General features: G+C 70.2%; 14 protein-coding genes. 10 read left to right on the top strand and 4 right to left on the bottom strand.

What is annotated here, in order from left to right:
* Window positions 1-244 precede the first annotated feature (244 nt).
* Window positions 245-781: a beta-class carbonic anhydrase gene (locus ACFY0U_RS45405; RefSeq protein WP_388646375.1), complete on the top strand. Its 537-nt coding sequence runs from the start codon at window positions 245-247 to the stop codon at window positions 779-781.
* Between the two features lie 30 nt (window positions 782-811).
* Window positions 812-1,042, top strand: coding sequence for a hypothetical protein (locus ACFY0U_RS45400; protein ID WP_388646373.1), 231 nt, complete (start codon window positions 812-814; stop codon window positions 1,040-1,042).
* A 34-nt stretch (window positions 1,043-1,076) separates the two neighbouring features.
* Here the strand turns inward: ACFY0U_RS45400 and ACFY0U_RS45395 are convergent, their stop codons facing one another.
* Window positions 1,077-1,769 carry a GntR family transcriptional regulator gene (locus tag ACFY0U_RS45395; RefSeq protein WP_388646371.1) on the bottom strand — a complete coding sequence of 231 codons (693 nt, stop codon included), beginning with the start codon at window positions 1,767-1,769 and terminating at the stop codon, window positions 1,077-1,079.
* Between the two features lie 218 nt (window positions 1,770-1,987).
* Here ACFY0U_RS45395 and ACFY0U_RS45390 point away from each other — a divergent pair, with 218 nt between their 5' ends.
* Entirely contained in the window at window positions 1,988-2,776 is a 789-nt protein-coding gene (locus ACFY0U_RS45390) for an acyl-CoA dehydrogenase family protein (RefSeq protein WP_388646368.1), read from the top strand.
* 41 nt (window positions 2,777-2,817) lie between these two features.
* Here ACFY0U_RS45390 and ACFY0U_RS45385 read toward each other — a convergent pair whose 3' ends face one another.
* The gene (locus ACFY0U_RS45385) at window positions 2,818-3,507 is read right to left on the bottom strand and encodes a GntR family transcriptional regulator (protein WP_388646366.1); all 690 of its coding nucleotides are present in this window, start codon (window positions 3,505-3,507) and stop codon (window positions 2,818-2,820) included.
* Window positions 3,508-3,784: 277 nt separating this feature from the next.
* Here ACFY0U_RS45385 and ACFY0U_RS45380 point away from each other — a divergent pair, with 277 nt between their 5' ends.
* From ACFY0U_RS45380 to ACFY0U_RS45360, 5 genes are all read left to right on the top strand, one after another.
* Window positions 3,785-4,258 carry an NAD(P)H-dependent oxidoreductase subunit E gene (locus ACFY0U_RS45380; protein WP_266820658.1) on the top strand — a complete coding sequence of 158 codons (474 nt, stop codon included), beginning with the start codon at window positions 3,785-3,787 and terminating at the stop codon, window positions 4,256-4,258.
* A gap of 2 nt (window positions 4,259-4,260) precedes the next feature.
* Entirely contained in the window at window positions 4,261-5,874 is a 1,614-nt protein-coding gene (locus tag ACFY0U_RS45375; protein WP_388646365.1) for a formate dehydrogenase beta subunit, read from the top strand.
* Window positions 5,871-8,687, top strand: a complete 2,817-nt coding sequence (fdhF, locus tag ACFY0U_RS45370; protein WP_388646362.1) for a formate dehydrogenase subunit alpha — start codon at window positions 5,871-5,873, stop codon at window positions 8,685-8,687. The genes ACFY0U_RS45375 and fdhF overlap by 4 nt, the downstream gene beginning before the upstream one ends.
* A gap of 1 nt (window position 8,688) precedes the next feature.
* On the top strand, window positions 8,689-8,901 hold the full coding sequence (locus ACFY0U_RS45365; RefSeq protein ID WP_388646361.1) for a formate dehydrogenase subunit delta: 213 nt from the start codon (window positions 8,689-8,691) through the stop codon (window positions 8,899-8,901).
* Between the two features lie 269 nt (window positions 8,902-9,170).
* Complete coding sequence (locus tag ACFY0U_RS45360; protein ID WP_046256165.1) at window positions 9,171-10,103, top strand: LysR family transcriptional regulator; 933 nt, start codon at window positions 9,171-9,173, stop codon at window positions 10,101-10,103.
* 21 nt (window positions 10,104-10,124) lie between these two features.
* Here the strand turns inward: ACFY0U_RS45360 and ACFY0U_RS45355 are convergent, their stop codons facing one another.
* Window positions 10,125-11,705, bottom strand: coding sequence for a FadD7 family fatty acid--CoA ligase (locus ACFY0U_RS45355; protein WP_388646359.1), 1,581 nt, complete (start codon window positions 11,703-11,705; stop codon window positions 10,125-10,127).
* 257 nt (window positions 11,706-11,962) lie between these two features.
* Between ACFY0U_RS45355 and oxc the strand changes: the two genes are divergently transcribed.
* Both oxc and frc read left to right on the top strand, forming a co-directional pair.
* Entirely contained in the window at window positions 11,963-13,711 is a 1,749-nt protein-coding gene (gene oxc, locus ACFY0U_RS45350; protein WP_388646357.1) for an oxalyl-CoA decarboxylase, read from the top strand.
* A gap of 69 nt (window positions 13,712-13,780) precedes the next feature.
* Window positions 13,781-15,037 carry a formyl-CoA transferase gene (gene frc / locus ACFY0U_RS45345; protein WP_388646355.1) on the top strand — a complete coding sequence of 419 codons (1,257 nt, stop codon included), beginning with the start codon at window positions 13,781-13,783 and terminating at the stop codon, window positions 15,035-15,037.
* A gap of 73 nt (window positions 15,038-15,110) precedes the next feature.
* Here the strand turns inward: frc and ACFY0U_RS45340 are convergent, their stop codons facing one another.
* Window positions 15,111-15,536 carry a PAS domain S-box protein gene (locus ACFY0U_RS45340; RefSeq protein ID WP_388646353.1) on the bottom strand — a complete coding sequence of 142 codons (426 nt, stop codon included), beginning with the start codon at window positions 15,534-15,536 and terminating at the stop codon, window positions 15,111-15,113.
* Window positions 15,537-15,890: the final 354 nt, after the last annotated feature.

Raw genomic sequence — 15,890 nt, 5'->3', positions numbered from 1 at the left:
GCAACCCCCTCAAACTCTCCGACTCCCCCACCCACATCACCCCCTCCCCCCTCCTGGGCCAGCACACCGAGGAAATCCTCATCGGCGAACTCGGCGTCGAAGAAGAGGAGTTGCCGCTCCTCAAGGCACAGGGCGTGATCTGACCGACGGCGGACCACGCCGCTTCCACTCCGTCCCGGGCGAGCCGCGACCGCTCCCCGGGACGGTGTCCGTGAGTACCCGAACCGGAGTGAGGTAGCCCAGCATGTCGACACACACATCCCGTATCGCCCCGCCCGCCGGCGACACCGTCATCGACCGGCTCGTCGAGTCCAACCGCGCCTACGCCGCAGGGTTCGTGGACCCGGGCATGGGCGCCCGTCCGGTCCTGCGCGTGGCCGTCGTCGCCTGCATGGACGCCCGCATCGACCTGCACGCCGCGCTCGGACTGCAACTCGGCGACTGCCACACCGTCCGCAACGCCGGCGGTGTGGTCACCGACGACACCATCCGCTCCCTGACGATCAGTCAGCGTGCGCTGGGCACCCGTAGCGTCGTCCTCATCCACCACACCGGCTGCGGCCTCCAGACGCTGACCGAGGAGTTCCGGCACGAGCTGGAGGTGGAGGTGGGGCAGCGGCCGGCGTGGGCGGTGGAGGCCTTCCGGGACGTCGACCAGGACGTACGGCAGTCCATGCAGCGGGTGCGCACCTCGCCGTTCCTGCCGCACACCGACGACGTGCGCGGCTTCGTCTTCGACGTGACGTCGGGTCTGCTGCGGGAGATAGACCCGGAGGCCTGAGCCGGGCCAGGGCCGTGGGAGCATCTCGGCATGCGTCTGACAGCTGACGGGGCCACGCCGATCCCGAGGTCGGTACTGGTGGAGGAACTCGAGACCGACGAGGGCCACGCCTTCGAGCTGACGCGCCCGCTCTTCCTCGCCACCGGTGATCGCATCGGGTTCGAGGGCGACGGCCTCGTCGTCGTGCGGTCCTGCGGAGTGCGGCTGACCGTGGACGGCGACTGGTCGACTCGTTGCCGACCGAGTGCCGGACGCGGTTAGGGGTGCTCGGCGGCAGAGCCCGCCTGTCCGGTCGTCACACGCTCCGGCCGGCCATCGCGGCGATCTGCCGGCAGTAGAAGTCGGTCGTGTTCGCGGTGTGCCGGCGCATGAGCTCCTCGGCGCCGTCGGGGTCGCCGCCGGCGATGGCCTCGATGATCAGGGCGTGCTCGCTCCAGGCGTCCGTGCCGCGGGGCTTGGCGATCGGCATGTAGTACCAGCGCACCCGCCGGTCCACCTGGGGGATGAGCTCGGCGAGGACCGCGTTGCGTGAGAGGTGCGTGATGTGGGCGTGGAGCGCCGCGTTCGCCTCCACGATGGCCCGGGCGTCGCCGGCCGCGAGCGCGGTGAGGCCGGTCTGCTGGAGTTCCCACAGCCGGGCGATGTCGATGGGAGTGGCGTGCTGGGCGGCGCCGCGCGCGGAGTGGGTCTCCAGGACGGCCCGGACGCTGAGGAGTTGGGCGCACTCCTCGGCGGTGGGGGAGTGCACGAAGGCGCCCTGCGAGGGGCGAAGGTCGACCCAGCCTGCGGTGTGCAGTCGCTGGAGAGCCTCGCGGATGGGCTGGCGGCTGACGCCGAGATGCTCGGCGAGGTCGGCTTCGACGAGGTGCTGGCCGGGTGTGAGCGAGCCGTTGATGATCAGCTCGGTCAGGGCGTCGTAGACCGCCTGGCGCAGCGGGGCGGGCCGGGCGATCGGGCCGCGGGCTGCCACGGTGGGTGTGTCGGGCATGGACCCTCTCCCTCGTTCGACTGCGGACGGCGAACATCGACTACGGGATACTGAGTTTAGTATGCAATAGCCATTCTCGTGTGGCCTGTGGTGCGGACTCCTGGAAATTGCCTCGACCCTGGCTCTGGTGTCGACCGGCTGAGGGATGCAAAATACTGTATGCAATCATTGTCGCCGCCTGACAGCGGACCGGACACCGCTCCCGAGGGGGTCACTCCGTGTCGTACCGCACCGCTCTCGCAGAAGTCCTCACCCGTGCCGTCGCGCCCGGCGCCGAACTGACCCGCGCGGAAGGCAGGTTCCCCCGTGGTGCCGTGAACGCCCTCGGGGCCACCGGACTGCTGGGGCTCACCGTCGCCACCGAGTTCGGCGGCGACGGCCTCGGGCTGCCGGAAGCCGCCGACGTGGTCGCGCGGACCGCGCGCGTCTGCCCGGCGACGGCCGCCGTGCTCCAGGCCCATTACACGGCGGTCGCCGTCATCGAGTCGTACGGCAGTCCCTGGGTGCGTGCGGAGATCGCCGCCGGACGTCATCTCAGCAGTCTTGCCCTCGCCGAGGACGGTACGGGTGGGTACGGGGAGGAGGCCCAACTCCTCACGTCCCGCTGCACCGCGGTCCGTTCCGGTGGCGTGGTCGCGCTGCGTGCGCGCAAACGCCGGGTGGTCGCGGCGGGGGAGGCCGACAGTTACGTCTGGTCCTCGCGGCCGCTCGGGGTGCCGGACGGCCTGAGTCTGTGGGGGGTTCCGGCGCACGCCCCGGACCTGTTCGTCCCGGCCCGGCCGGACGCCGCGGGGCCGCCCGGCAGCGCGACCTCCACGGTGCTCGCCGACCCGGTGCTGGTGCCCGCCGACGCGATGCTCGGCGCGGACGGCGGCGGGCTCGACATCGTGCTGCGCACGGTCCTGCCCTGGATGCTGGAGCTGCGGGCCGCCGCCGGCGCACAGGGTCTGCGCCTCGCGGCCGCCGACCTGGTGCGCCGGCCCGCCGACTCCCTGGCGCCGTCCTGAACTCCCGCCCGGGCGGGGCCTGTTCGGAGGCGGCCGGGCGGTCAGTCCTGCTTCGAGCCGGACGCGATCTGCTTGCGGTAGAAGTCGGCCGTGCGCTCGGTGTGCTTGCGCATCACCTCGCCCGCGCGGTCCGCGTCGCCCTTGGCGATGGCCTTGATGAGCTGAGTGTGCTCGTTCCAGGCCTCCTTGCCGCGCGGCTTGGCGATGGGGGTGTAGTACCAGCGCACCTTCTGGCCCACCTGCGCGAGCAGTTCGGCCAGGACGTCGTTGGCCGCCACGGAGGTGACGAAGGCGTGCAGGGCGGTGTTGGCCGCGACGAGGCGTTCGACGTCGCCCTCGGCGAGTGCGTCGACGCCTTCCTGCTGGAGCTCGCCGAGGCGTTCGATGTCCTCGGGCCGCGCGTTCCGGGCGGCGAGCTGGGCCGAGTAGGTCTCCAACACCGAGCGGACGCCGAGGAGTTGGGCGGCCTCCTCCTCGGTGGGGGAGTGCACGAAGGCGCCCTGGGCGGGGCGCAGGTCGACCCAGCCGGCGGTCTGGAGTCGCTGGAGGGCCTCGCGGACCGGCTGGCGGCTGACGCCGAGGTGCTCGGCGAGCTCGGCCTCGACCAGGTGCTGTCCGGGCTTGAGGGAGCCGTTGATGATCAGCTCGGTCAGGGCGTCGTACACGGCCTGGCGCAGTGGTGCCGGGCGGGCGACGCGCCGGGACGCTGCGGCCGTGAGTGCCTCGCGCATGGTTGTCCCGTTCTGCCGCCGGGCCGACGGCTTTGCCAAGTGGTAGCCGCCGAGAGGGTTGCCGACGGCGGCTTCAGCATACAGGTTTTGGTATGCAACATGGTGTCGGCTGTTGGCTGTGAGCTCGGGCTCGACCGAGGGTCCGGGCGCCCTCGTGGACTGGAATCGGTGCAGGCGTCCTTACGGCTGTCGTCTGTATACAGAAGCCTGTATGGGGTATTGTCTCAGTCTCCTGCAACCCTCGCCGGGGACCCGTGTGACGGAAGGCGAAGCGATCATGACGACCAGCGGTAGCGATGTGACGGTCGAGAGCGTGGTCCGGAGGGTGGTGGCCGATCACCGAGGTCAGCGCGGCGCGCTGCTGCCCGTACTGCACGCCGTACAGGCCGAGTTGGGCCATGTGCCGCAGGAAGCGGTCCCGGTGCTCGCCGACGAGCTCAACCTCTCCAGGGCGGACGTCCATGGAGTGGTGACCTTCTACCACGACTTCCGCCGTGAGCCCGCGGGCCGCACCACGGTCCGCATCTGCCGCGCCGAGGCCTGCCAGGCACTGGGCGCCGACCGCCTGGTGAGCTACACCCGCGAGGCCGGACTCACCCTGGGCGAGACGACACCCGACGGTTCCGTGACCGTCGAGCAGGTCTTCTGCCTGGGCAACTGCGCGCTGGGACCGTCGGTGGAGGCGAACGGACGGCTGTACGGACGAGTGGGCCCGGCCCGACTGGGCTCGATCCTCAACGGGACGGTCTGATCATGAACCACTCTTCCCCCTCCGCGGTGACTGTCTACGTCCCCCGCGACTCGGCGGCCCGGTCCGTCGGCGCCGACGAGGTCGCCGGCGCCCTCCAACGCGCCGCCACCCGCGGCGACTTCGCCATCGACGTCGTACGCAACGGATCGCGCGGCATGCTCTGGCTGGAGCCGATGATCGAGGTCGTGACCCCCGAGGGCCGCGTCGGCTACGGCCCGGTGGCCCCCGAGGAGGTCGACGGACTCCTGGCCGGCGGCCTGCTCGACGGGGCGGACCACCCGCTGCGGCTCGGTCTCGTCGACGAACTGCCCTGGCTGGCCCGCCAGAACCGGGTCACCTTCGCCAGAGTCGGCGTCATCGACCCCCTCTCGCCACAGGACTACGTCGAGCACGGCGGCCTCACCGGACTGCGGGCCGCCCTCGCACTCGCCCCCGCGGACGTGGTCGCGGAGGTCACCGAGTCCGGACTGCGCGGGCGCGGCGGCGCCGGATTCCCGGCCGGTATCAAGTGGAAGACCGTGCTGGACTGCGCCGACGAGCTCAAGTTCGTCTGCTGCAACGCCGACGAGGGCGACAGCGGGACCTTCGCCGACCGCATGGTCATGGAGGGCGACCCGTTCCTGCTCATCGAGGGCATGACCATCGCCGCGCACGCGGTCGGTGCGAGCGAGGGATACATCTACCTCCGCTCCGAGTATCCGGACGCGATCGCCACGATGCGCGAGGCGATCGAACTCGCCCGCGAACAGGGATGGTTGGGCAAGGGCATCCTCGGCTCCGCGCTCGACTTCGACCTGCATGTACGGGTCGGGGCGGGCGCGTACATCTGTGGCGAGGAGACCTCGATGCTGGAGAGCCTGGAGGGCAAGCGCGGCATGGTCCGCGCGAAGCCGCCGATCCCGGCGATCGAGGGCCTGTTCGGCAAGCCGACCGTGGTCAACAACGTGCTGACCCTCACCACCGTCCCCACGGTCCTCGCCAACGGCGCCAAGGCGTACCAGGACCTCGGCGTCGGCCGCTCCCGCGGCACCCAGGTCTTCCAGCTCGGCGGCAACATCGCCCGCGGCGGCATCGTGGAGACCGCCTTCGGCATCACCCTGCGCGAGCTGATCGAGGACTACGGCGGCGGCACCCACACCGGCCGCCCGGTCCGTACCGTGCAGGTCGGCGGGCCGCTCGGGGCGTATCTGCCGGAGTCGCTGTTCGATCTGCCGATGGACTACGAGGCGTTCGCCGAGGCCGGTGCGATGCTCGGGCACGGCGGCATCGTGGTCTTCGACGACACCGTCGACATGGCGGCCCAGGCCCGCTTCGCGATGGAGTTCTGCGCCGAGGAGTCCTGCGGCAAGTGCACGCCGTGCAGGGTCGGTTCGGTCCGCGGCGTCGAGGTGATCGACAAGATCGTCGCCGGTACGCACCGCGACGAGAACCTCGCCCTGCTGGAAGACCTCTGCGACCTGATGACCGACGGATCGCTGTGCGCGATGGGCGGACTGACCCCGATGCCCGTGCGCAGCGCCCTCACCCACTTCCCCGACGACTTCCACGGCGGCCGTCGACTCCTGGAGATCCAACCCGTGAACGCGACCGGCGTGAGGACGGAGGGGACAGCATGAGCCTTCTCAAGGAACCCGACTACGGAACCCCGGAACGGCCCGGACCGGCAACGGTGTCGGTGGAGATCGACGGCCTGCCGGTGAACGTCCCCGAGGGCACCTCGGTGATGCGTGCCGCGGCACAGGCCGGCGTCGAGATACCCAAGTTGTGTGCCACCGACAGCCTGGAGGCGTTCGGCTCCTGCCGGCTGTGCGTGGTGGAGATCGACGGCCGGCGCGGCACCCCGGCGTCCTGCACCACCCCGTGCTCCGACGGGATGAAGGTCAGCACCCAGACACCGAAGGTGGAGAAGCTCCGCCAGGGCGTCATGGAGCTCTACATCTCCGACCACCCCCTGGACTGCCTGACCTGCCCGGCCAACGGCGACTGCGAACTCCAGGACATGGCAGGCGTGGTGGGCCTGCGGCAGGTGCGCTACGGCTACGAGGGGGAGAACCATCTCGACGCCGAGAAGGACACCTCCAACCCCTACTTCGACTTCGATCCCTCCAAGTGCATCGCCTGTTCCCGCTGTGTCCGCGCCTGCGGCGAGGTCCAGGGCACCTTCGCCCTCACCATCGAGGGCCGCGGCTTCGACTCCAAGGTCTCGCCCGGCGCCGGTGAGTCCTTCATGGACTCCGAGTGCGTCTCCTGCGGCGCCTGCGTCCAGGCCTGCCCGACGTCCACGCTCCAGGAGCGCTCGGTCGTCGAACTCGGCATGCCCACCAGGTCGGTTGTGACCACCTGCGCGTACTGCGGGGTCGGCTGTTCCTTCAAGGCCGAGCTGCGCGGCGACGAACTCGTGCGCATGGTGCCGTACAAGGACGGCGGCGCCAACGAGGGGCACTCCTGTGTGAAGGGCCGCTTCGCCTTCGGCTACGCCACCCACCCGGACCGCCAGCTCAAGCCCATGGTCCGGGAAAGGATCACCGACCCCTGGCGCGAGGTCGAGTGGGACGAGGCGATCGGCACCGTCGCCCGGCGGATGCGTGAGCTCCAGGACCGGTACGGCACGAGCTCCGTCGGCGCCATCACCTCCTCGCGCTGCACCAACGAAGAGGTCTACGTCGTACAGAAGATGGTCCGCGCGGCCTTCGGCAACAACAACGTCGACACCTGCGCGCGTGTCTGCCACTCCCCGACGGGATACGGCCTCAAGCAGACCTTCGGTGAGTCCGCGGGCACCCAGGACTTCCGCTCGGTGGCGGAGGCCGACGTCATCGTGGTGATCGGCGCCAACCCCACCGACGGTCACCCGGTGTTCGCCTCCCGGATGAAGCGCCGGCTGCGCGAGGGCGCCAAGCTGATCGTCGTGGACCCGCGCCGCATCGACCTGGTGCGCTCGCCGCACATCGAGGCCCAGCACCACCTCCAGCTCAGGCCGAGCACCAACGTCGCCGTCGTCAACGCCATGGCCCACGTGGTCGTCACCGAGGGCCTCGTCGACCGCTCCTTCGTGGACGCGAGGTGCGAAGGCTTCGACGACTGGGCGGAGTTCATCGCACGCCCCGAGAACAGCCCGGAGGCGGTCGAGGAGATCACCGGAGTTCCGGCCGCCGAACTCCGCGCCGCGGCAAGGCTGTACGCCGAGGCTCCCAACGGCGCCATCTACTACGGTCTCGGCGTCACCGAGCACAGCCAGGGCTCCACCATGGTCATGGGAATGGCCAACCTGGCGATGGCGTGCGGCAACATCGGCCGCGACGGCGTCGGCGTGAACCCCCTGCGCGGCCAGAACAACGTCCAAGGGTCCTGCGACATGGGCTCGTTCCCGCACGAGCTGCCCGGCTACCGGCATGTCTCGGATGACGCGGTACGCACCGTCTTCGAGAACCTCTGGGGCGGCACTCTCCTCGCGGAGCCGGGACTTCGTATCCCCAACATGTTCGACGCCGCCATCGACGGCACCTTCCGCGGACTCTTCGTCCACGGCGAGGACATCGCCCAGTCCGACCCCAACCTCCAGCACGTCACCGCCGCGCTCAAGGCCATGGAACTCGTCGTCGTCCAGGACCTGTTCCTCAACGAGACGGCCAAGTTCGCCCACGTCTTCCTGCCCGGGGCGTCGTTCCTGGAGAAGGACGGCACCTTCACCAACGCCGAACGCCGTATCAACCGGGTCCGCGCGGTCATGAAGCCCAAGACGGGCAAGCACGAGTGGCAGATCGTCAGCGAGATCGCCACGGCCATGGGGTATCCGATGTCGTACGACCATCCGAGCCGGATCATGGACGAGATCGCCTCGGTCACGCCGACGTTCACCGGCGTCTCCTTCGACCTTCTCGACAAGCTCGGCAGCGTCCAGTGGCCGTGCAACGAGGAGGCGCCGGACGGCACGCCCATCATGCACGTGGACGAATTCGTGCGCGGCAAGGGCAAGTTCGTCGTCACCTCCTACGTCCCGACGAACGAGCGCAGCACCCGGCGCTTCCCCCTCGTCCTCACCACGGGCCGCATCCTCAGTCAGTACAACGTCGGTGCCCAGACCCGCCGCACCGGCAACGTCGCCTGGCACCCCGAGGACATCCTCGAACTGCACCCGCACGACGCCGAGGACCGCGGCATCAGGAACGGCGACATGGTCACCCTGGCCAGCCGTGTCGGACAGACGACCCTGCGCGCGGAGATCTCCGACCGGATGCCGACCGGGGTCGTCTACACCACCTTCCACCACCCCGTGACCGGCGCCAACGTCGTCACCACGGAGAACTCCGACTGGGCCACCAACTGCCCCGAGTACAAGGTGACCGCCGTCCAGGTCGGACTCGCCCGCCCGGACCGGGCCGCCGACGGCGAAGCCGCCGAGAACGACCTCGTGACGGTGGTGGACTGACATGACAGCGACCGTGCCGTCCGAGCTCAGGATGGCGAACGACATCGCCCGCAACCTCGGCCACCTGCCGGGCGAGCGGGCCGCCGAGGAGATCGCGTCACACATCGGCAGGTTCTGGGACCCGCGCATGCGCACCAGACTGTACGAGTTCGTCGACGCCGGCGCGGAGGGCCTCGACCCCCTGGTGGTCGCCGCGGTGAAACTCCTGCGCTGAACAGACCGCGCCTGCGACCGCCGAGGGGACGTGCGGCGGTCGCAGGCGCCTGTTACGTGGGTCGCCGGGGCGGGCTCATCACGTCAGCCCCCGATCGCCGACACCAGCTGGACGACCTCGTTCGTCGGTGAGCAGCTCCGGCTTGGCCAGCCATCGCGCACCTTCTTCCGGCATACAGTACGTGCACGACTCCCTCCCCTGTACATATCCCAAATACTGCATACAGTATGGAGCTAGGTGGGGCGGCCTCGGGCAGAGAGGAGTCGTTCATGCTGTTCCGGCAGCTCGAGTACTTCGTGGCGGTGGCGCGCGAACGCCACTTCGCCCGGGCGGCGGAAGCCTGCTACGTCTCCCAGCCCGCGCTCTCGGCGGCGATCGCCAAGCTGGAGCGGGAGTTGAACGTCACGCTCATCAACCGCGGCCACAACTACCAGGGCCTCACCCCCGAGGGCGAGCGGCTCGTCGTCTGGGCCAAACGGATCCTCGCCGAACAGGACGCGTTCAAGGCGGAGGTGGCCGCCGTGCAGTCCGGCATCACGGGCACGCTGCGGCTCGGCACGGACCCCACGGCGTCGACGACCCTGGCACTCCCCGTGGCCGCGTTCTGCGCCGCCCACCCCCTCGCCAAGGTGCAGGTGCGCTCCCGGCTGTCCACGAAGGAGCTCCACCGCCAGCTGCGCGACTACGAACTCGACGTGGCCATCGCCCACTTCGACCCCGGCGACCAGGAGGGCCTCCAGGTCGTACCCCTCTACCAGGAACGCTACATGCTGCTGGTGTCGGACGACCACCTGGTGGCGCAGTCCTCGACCGTGACCTGGGCGGACGCCGCCCAGTTGCCGCTCGCCCTGCTGACGCCCGACATGCGGATCCGGCAGATCGTGGACACCGTGTTCGCCGAGAAGGGATTCGTGGTCACCCCGCAGGTCGAGACCGACTCCATCGCCTCCCTGTACGCGCACGTCGGCGGCGGCGAGTGGGCCAGCATCGTGCCGCACACCTGGCTGCGAGCGATGCCGGTCATCGGCCGGACCCGAGCGCTCCCCCTGGTCGACCCGGAGGCCGGCGCACAGGTCTCGGTGGCGATCCACGCCGCGACCCCCGGCTCGGTCGCCGCCCGTGCCTTCGTCAACGCGGCGACCGGCCTGTCCCTGGACGACTTCTTCGCCCGCCCGCTGCCGAGCGAGCACCGCGTGCGCTGAACCTCCGTCCAGGAGCCTCCGTCAGGGTGCGTACCGCGCCTGCACCGCCTTCCGATCCAGCCCGCCCTTAGCGGTGTACGGCAGCGCGGTGACCAGCTCCAGCCGGTCCGGCACCTCGAACGCGGCCAGCCGGTCACGGCAGTACCGCAGGATCTCCCCGGGCCCCACGCTCTCGCCCTCGCGCACCACCACGGCCGCGCCCACCCGCTGCCCGTACACCGTGTCGGGCACGGCGAACACGGCCGCCTCGGCGACCCCAGGACACCCGGCGAGGATGTCCTCGACATGCTCGGGCGAGATCTTCTCGCCGCCGCGGTTGATGAGGTTCTTGATACGCCCGGTCAGGGACAGGTACCCGTCCGCGTCCAGGGTGCCCAGATCGCCGGTCCGCAGCCAGCCGTCGACGAAGGTGTACGCCGTCTCCTCCCGGTCGCCGAGATAGCCGCGCGCGACGGTGGGCCCGTGCACCCACAACTCGCCCTCGACACCCACCGGACAGGCCCGCCCGCCGCGGTCGAGCACCCGCACCTCGACACCGGTCGGCCGGCCCACCGAACCGTGCTTCAGCGCACCCCGCCCCGGCAGCGGCTCGCTGGTCGCCTGGTGCGAGGACTCGGTCATCCCGTACGCGGACAGCAGCGGCGCGCCGTAGGTGCGCTCCAGTGCCCGCTGCGTGGCCGGGTTGAGGGGAGCGCTGCCACTGCGCACGAACTTCAGGACCGGCGCCCGCGGGCCCGGGTACTCCCGCTCCGACCGGTCCAGGAGGATCTCGTGGATGGCCGGTGCCGCGGTGAACCAGGTGGCGCCCACGGCACGCATGTCGTCCCAGAACGTGCCCGCCGCGAACCGTCCCCGCTCCGGCAGCAGCACACAGCCCCCGCTGGCGAGTGAGGCGAGCAGTGCCGCGAACAGCCCGTGACCGTGGAAGAACGGCATCACCGCGACCGTGGCGTCATCGGGCCCCAACTCGTAGGTGGCACACAGGGAGTGGACGGACGCGGCCACGTTGGCGTGGGTGAGCGGGACCATCTTCGCCCGATCGGTGGTGCCGGCGGTGAACAGCACGAGGGCATCGTTGTCCGACAACTCGCCCGCGGAGCCACCGGCTTGGGGAGCGCCGCACGGGCCGGGTTCGAACATGACGGCCGCCGTACCCGCACGGGAGACGTCCACGCGCAGCGGCCACGCCGGGACGGACAGCGGGGCGGCCGTCGAGGCCGGCCCCAGCAGGACCGCCCGCGCCCCCAACGCCGTGATACGCGCCGAGAGTTGTGAGGGGGGCAGCGCCGGGTCCAGCGGAGCCGCCACCAGGCCGGCTCTCGCCGCGCCGAGCAGCGCGACGACGAACTCCGCCGTGTTGGCGCAGATCAGCCCGACCGCGTCACCGCGGCGCAACCCCGTGCCGCCGAGCCGTGCCGCCACACCGTCCGCCAGGGCCGCGAGACCCCGGTAGGACAGGTGCACCCGCTCCCCGGAGACGACCAGGGCCCGGGCGTAAGGGCGTTCACGCACCTGCGCGTCGAGGAGATCGACGAGGCCCGTGACCGCCGGAGGCGGGTACCGGTTCGCGTCGCGCACGGATGCCGCGGCCCCAGCGGCCATGACCCCACCCCCTCGCGCCCAGGTCCGATGCATCAGTCCTCTGCGAGCCTGCGGTGACCTGCCAGGCGCGTCCAATACCTACTGGCGAACGGCCGATAGCAGGCGTCTATCAAGGGAGTTGCGAGGGCCCCCGGCAGCCGTCGATAGAAGTTGTTTATCGGCTGGTCGCCGATGGGTCTTGGACGCGGGCGAACGCGCTGCGGATGGTGAGAGCAGTAGCCGCTCCGGCAGGACCTGCCCAAGGAGGACCTCGGACCATGACCGCCCCCTCGCCACTGGAGACCGCGGCAGCAGCCGACGTTCCGACCGAGCTCACCGACGGGTACCACCTGGTCGTCGACGCGCTCAAGATGAACGACGTCGACACCATCTACGGCGTGGTCGGCATCCCGATCACCGACCTGGCCCGCCTCGCCCAGGCCCAGGGCATCCGCTACATCGGCTTCCGTCACGAGAGCAACGCCGGACACGCGGCGGCCATCGCCGGCTACCTCAACAAGAAGCCCGGCGTCGCCCTGACGGTGTCGGCCCCCGGCTTCCTCAACGGCCTGGTCGCGCTGGCGAACGCGACCACCAACTGCTTCCCCATGGTCCAGATCTCCGGCTCCAGCGAGCGCCACCTCGTCGACCTCAAGCAGGGCGACTACGAGGAGATGGACCAACTCGCCGCCGCCCAGCCCTTCGTGAAGGCCGCCTACCGGGTCAGCCGCGTGGAGGACATCGGCCGCGGCATCGCCCGCGCGCTGCGCACCGCGATCTCCGGGCGCCCCGGCGGTGTCTACCTCGACATCCCCGCCGCGGTGCTCGGCGCCATCATCCCCAAGGCCGAGGGCGACCGCACCCTGAGCCGCCTCGTCGACCCCGCCCCGCGCCAACTGCCCGCGCCGGAGGCCGTGGACCGTGCGATCGAACTGCTGGCCTCCGCCGAACGCCCGCTGGTCGTGCTCGGCAAGGGCGCGGCGTACGCCCAGGCGGACGCCAAGGTACGGGAGTTCATCGAGTCGACGGGCATCCCCTACGTACCGATGTCGATGGCGAAGGGCCTGCTGCCCGACGACCACCCGCAGTCGGCCGCCACCGCCCGTTCCCTGGCCCTGAAGAAGGCCGACGTCGTGATGCTGATCGGCGCCCGCCTCAACTGGCTGCTGGGGCACGGGCAGACGGGGTGGAACCCGGACGCCAAGTTCGTCCAGATCGACATCGACCCCAAGGAGATGGACAGCAACCAGCCCATCTCCGCCCCGCTCGTCGGTGACATCGAGTCGGTGCTCGACGTCCTCGCCGAACGCACCAAGCCCGGTCAGATCCAGGCCCCTTCGGCCTGGCGCGCCGAGCTGGGGGAGCGCTCGGCGCAGAACGTCGCCAAGATGGCCAAGCGCCTGGAGGCCGACCCGCACCCCATGCAGTTCATGGGCGCCCTCAAGGCCGTACGCGACGTCGTGCGTCAGCACCCGGAGACGTACATCGTCAACGAGGGCGCCAACGCCCTGGACATCGCGCGCAACGTCATCGACATGCACGTGCCCCGGCACCGCCTCGACAGCGGCACCTGGGGCGTCATGGGCATCGGCATGGGGTACGCCATCGCCGCCGCCGTCGAGAGCGGTGCGCCGGTCGTCGCCATCGAGGGCGACAGCGCCTTCGGGTTCAGCGGCATCGAGATCGAGACGATCTGCCGCTACCAGCTGCCCGTCGTCACCGTGATCATGAACAACGGCGGGGTCTACCGCGGCGACGACGTCAATCCGTACGACGACGAACCCTCGCCCACCACCCTGATGTCGGCGGCCCGCCACGACCTGCTCATCGAGTCGTTCGGCGGCAAGGGCTACCGCGCCACCACCCCCGCCGAGGTCACCGCCGCCCTCACCGAGGCCCTCGCCTCCGGCCGCCCGGCGCTCATCGACTGTGTGATCGACCCGTCGGCCGGCACCGAGAGCGGCCACATCTCGCACCTGAACCCCAAGGGCATCACGGTCGGCAACATCACGCCGGCCAAGAAGTGACCACGCCCTGCCCTCCGAGCTCCTCGAACTCCCGCTCCGTACGCGTACGTTCACGAAAAGGAAGCACACATGAGTGAAAAGCCGCTCGCCGGAATCAAGGTGATCGACTTCACCGGGGTCCAGGCCGGCCCCGCCTGCACACAGATGCTCGCCTGGTTCGGCGCCGACGTCCTGAAGGTGGAGCGCCCCAACGGCGGCGACGTGACGCGCCGTCAGCTCCGGGACATCGAGGACCTCGACGCGCTCTACTTCACGATGCTCAACAGCAACAAGCGCTCCCTCGCCATCAACACCAAGACCGCCGAGGGCAAGGAGGTCCTGGAGAAGCTCATCGAGGGCGCCGACGTCCTGGTGGAGAACTTCGCCCCGGGCGCCCTGGACCGTATGGGCTTCACCTGGGAGCGCATCCAGGAGCTCAACCCGCGCCTGATCTTCGGCTCGGTCAAGGGCTTCAACGACCAGTCGTCCTGGAACGACCTCAAGGTCTACGAGAACGTCGCCCAGTGCGCGGGCGGCGCCGCCTCCACCACCGGCTTCTGGGACGGCCCGCCGACCATCTCCGGCGCCGCCCTCGGCGACACCAACACCGGTATGCACCTGGCGATCGGCATCCTCACCGCGATCATCGACCGCAACAAGACCGGCAAGGGCCAGAAGGTGTCCGTCTCCATGCAGGACGCCGTCCTCAACCTCTGCCGCGTCAAGCTGCGCGACCAGCAGCGGCTGGAGCGGGTCGGCTACCTGGAGGAGTACCCGCAGTACCCGAACGGCGAGTTCACCGACGTCGTACCGCGCGGCGGCAACGCGGGCGGCGGCGGCCAGCCCGGCTGGGTCCTGAAGTGCAAGGGCTGGGAGACCGACCCGAACGCGTACATCTACTTCACCGTCCAGGAGCAGAACTGGAAGCGCACCGCCGAGGTCATCGGCCACCCCGAGTGGGCCGAGGACCCGGAGTACGCCACCGCGCGCGCCCGTCAGTCGCACATCTTCGAGATCTTCGAGGAGATCGAGAAGTGGCTCGCGGACAAGACCAAGTACGAGGCCGTCAACATCCTGCGTGAGTGGGAGGTGCCCTGCGCCCCCGTGATGAGCATGAAGGAGATCGCCTACGACGAGGACCTGCGCCGCAGCGGCACCGTCGTCGAGGTCGAGCAGAAGGAGCGCGGCACCTATCTGACGGTCGGCAGCCCGGTGAAGTTCTCCTCCTTCAAGCCGGACGTCACCGGCGCCCCGCTGCTGGGCGAGCACAGCTCCGAGGTCCTGGTCGAACTCGGCTACGACGAGGAGACCATCGGCCGGCTCAAGGAGAGCGGCGTCATCGTCTGACCCGAGTCGGACGACGCGGAAGCGGCCGTGGCCCGAAGGCCACGGCCGCTTCCGTATGCGGTCCGCCGGGCGCTCAGACCGAGGCCTCGGCCCGCCGCCGCATCAACTCCCGCTCCCGCTCCCGGCGTGCGGTCACGTCCCGGATGACCGCGCCGACGTATGCGCTGCCGTCGGGGCCGGGAAGCAGCACCACACTGAACTCGATGGACAGCTTGCGGCCGTCCGCGGCCAGCGCGGGAACGTTCAGCAGGTCCGTGTCCCCGTACTTGCTGTACCCCCGCTCCATGGCCTCGTCGAAGCCCTCCTGGTGCCGCTTGCGGTGCCGCTCGGGAATGATGACGTCCAGGCTGCGCCCGTCCACGTCGGCCGCCGGGAACCCGAAGATGCGCTCCGCGCCCCGGTTCCAGTAGCGGATCAGTCCTTCACCGTCGACGATCACGATGCCATCGGGTGCCTGGGCGGCCATTCCCAGCACCACATCGGGGTTCAGATCTTCCATGTCGCCTCCGAGCCGGGGCCGTTGGATGCCGATCGAGTACAGGAAGACAGCATACAGAGGATCGTATACAGGATCCAGGTCGCAAACGACTGAGGCGGGACCCCTCCGGCGCAGGGGGCGCTCCCCGCCGGTAGAGGTCCCGCCGTCGTGCAGCGGAGGGCCGGTCAGCCCTGGGTGGCCGCGCCCCGCAGGGTGATGCGGTCCGCTTCCGCGTGCACGTTCATGGAAGTGCCGTCCCGTGGCGGCGAGTCGGGCCGTCTCATGCGGCGGTCCGGTGGGCGAGGAGGTCGCTGATGGCGTGGACGGTTTGGAGGGTGGGGACGTTGGTGCCGGTGATGTGGGCGAGTTCGATGA

Source organism: Streptomyces sp. NPDC001536 (genome assembly GCF_042894505.1).
GTDB lineage: Bacteria > Actinomycetota > Actinomycetes > Streptomycetales > Streptomycetaceae > Streptomyces.
This window is presented reverse-complemented; position numbering and strand designations above follow the sequence as displayed.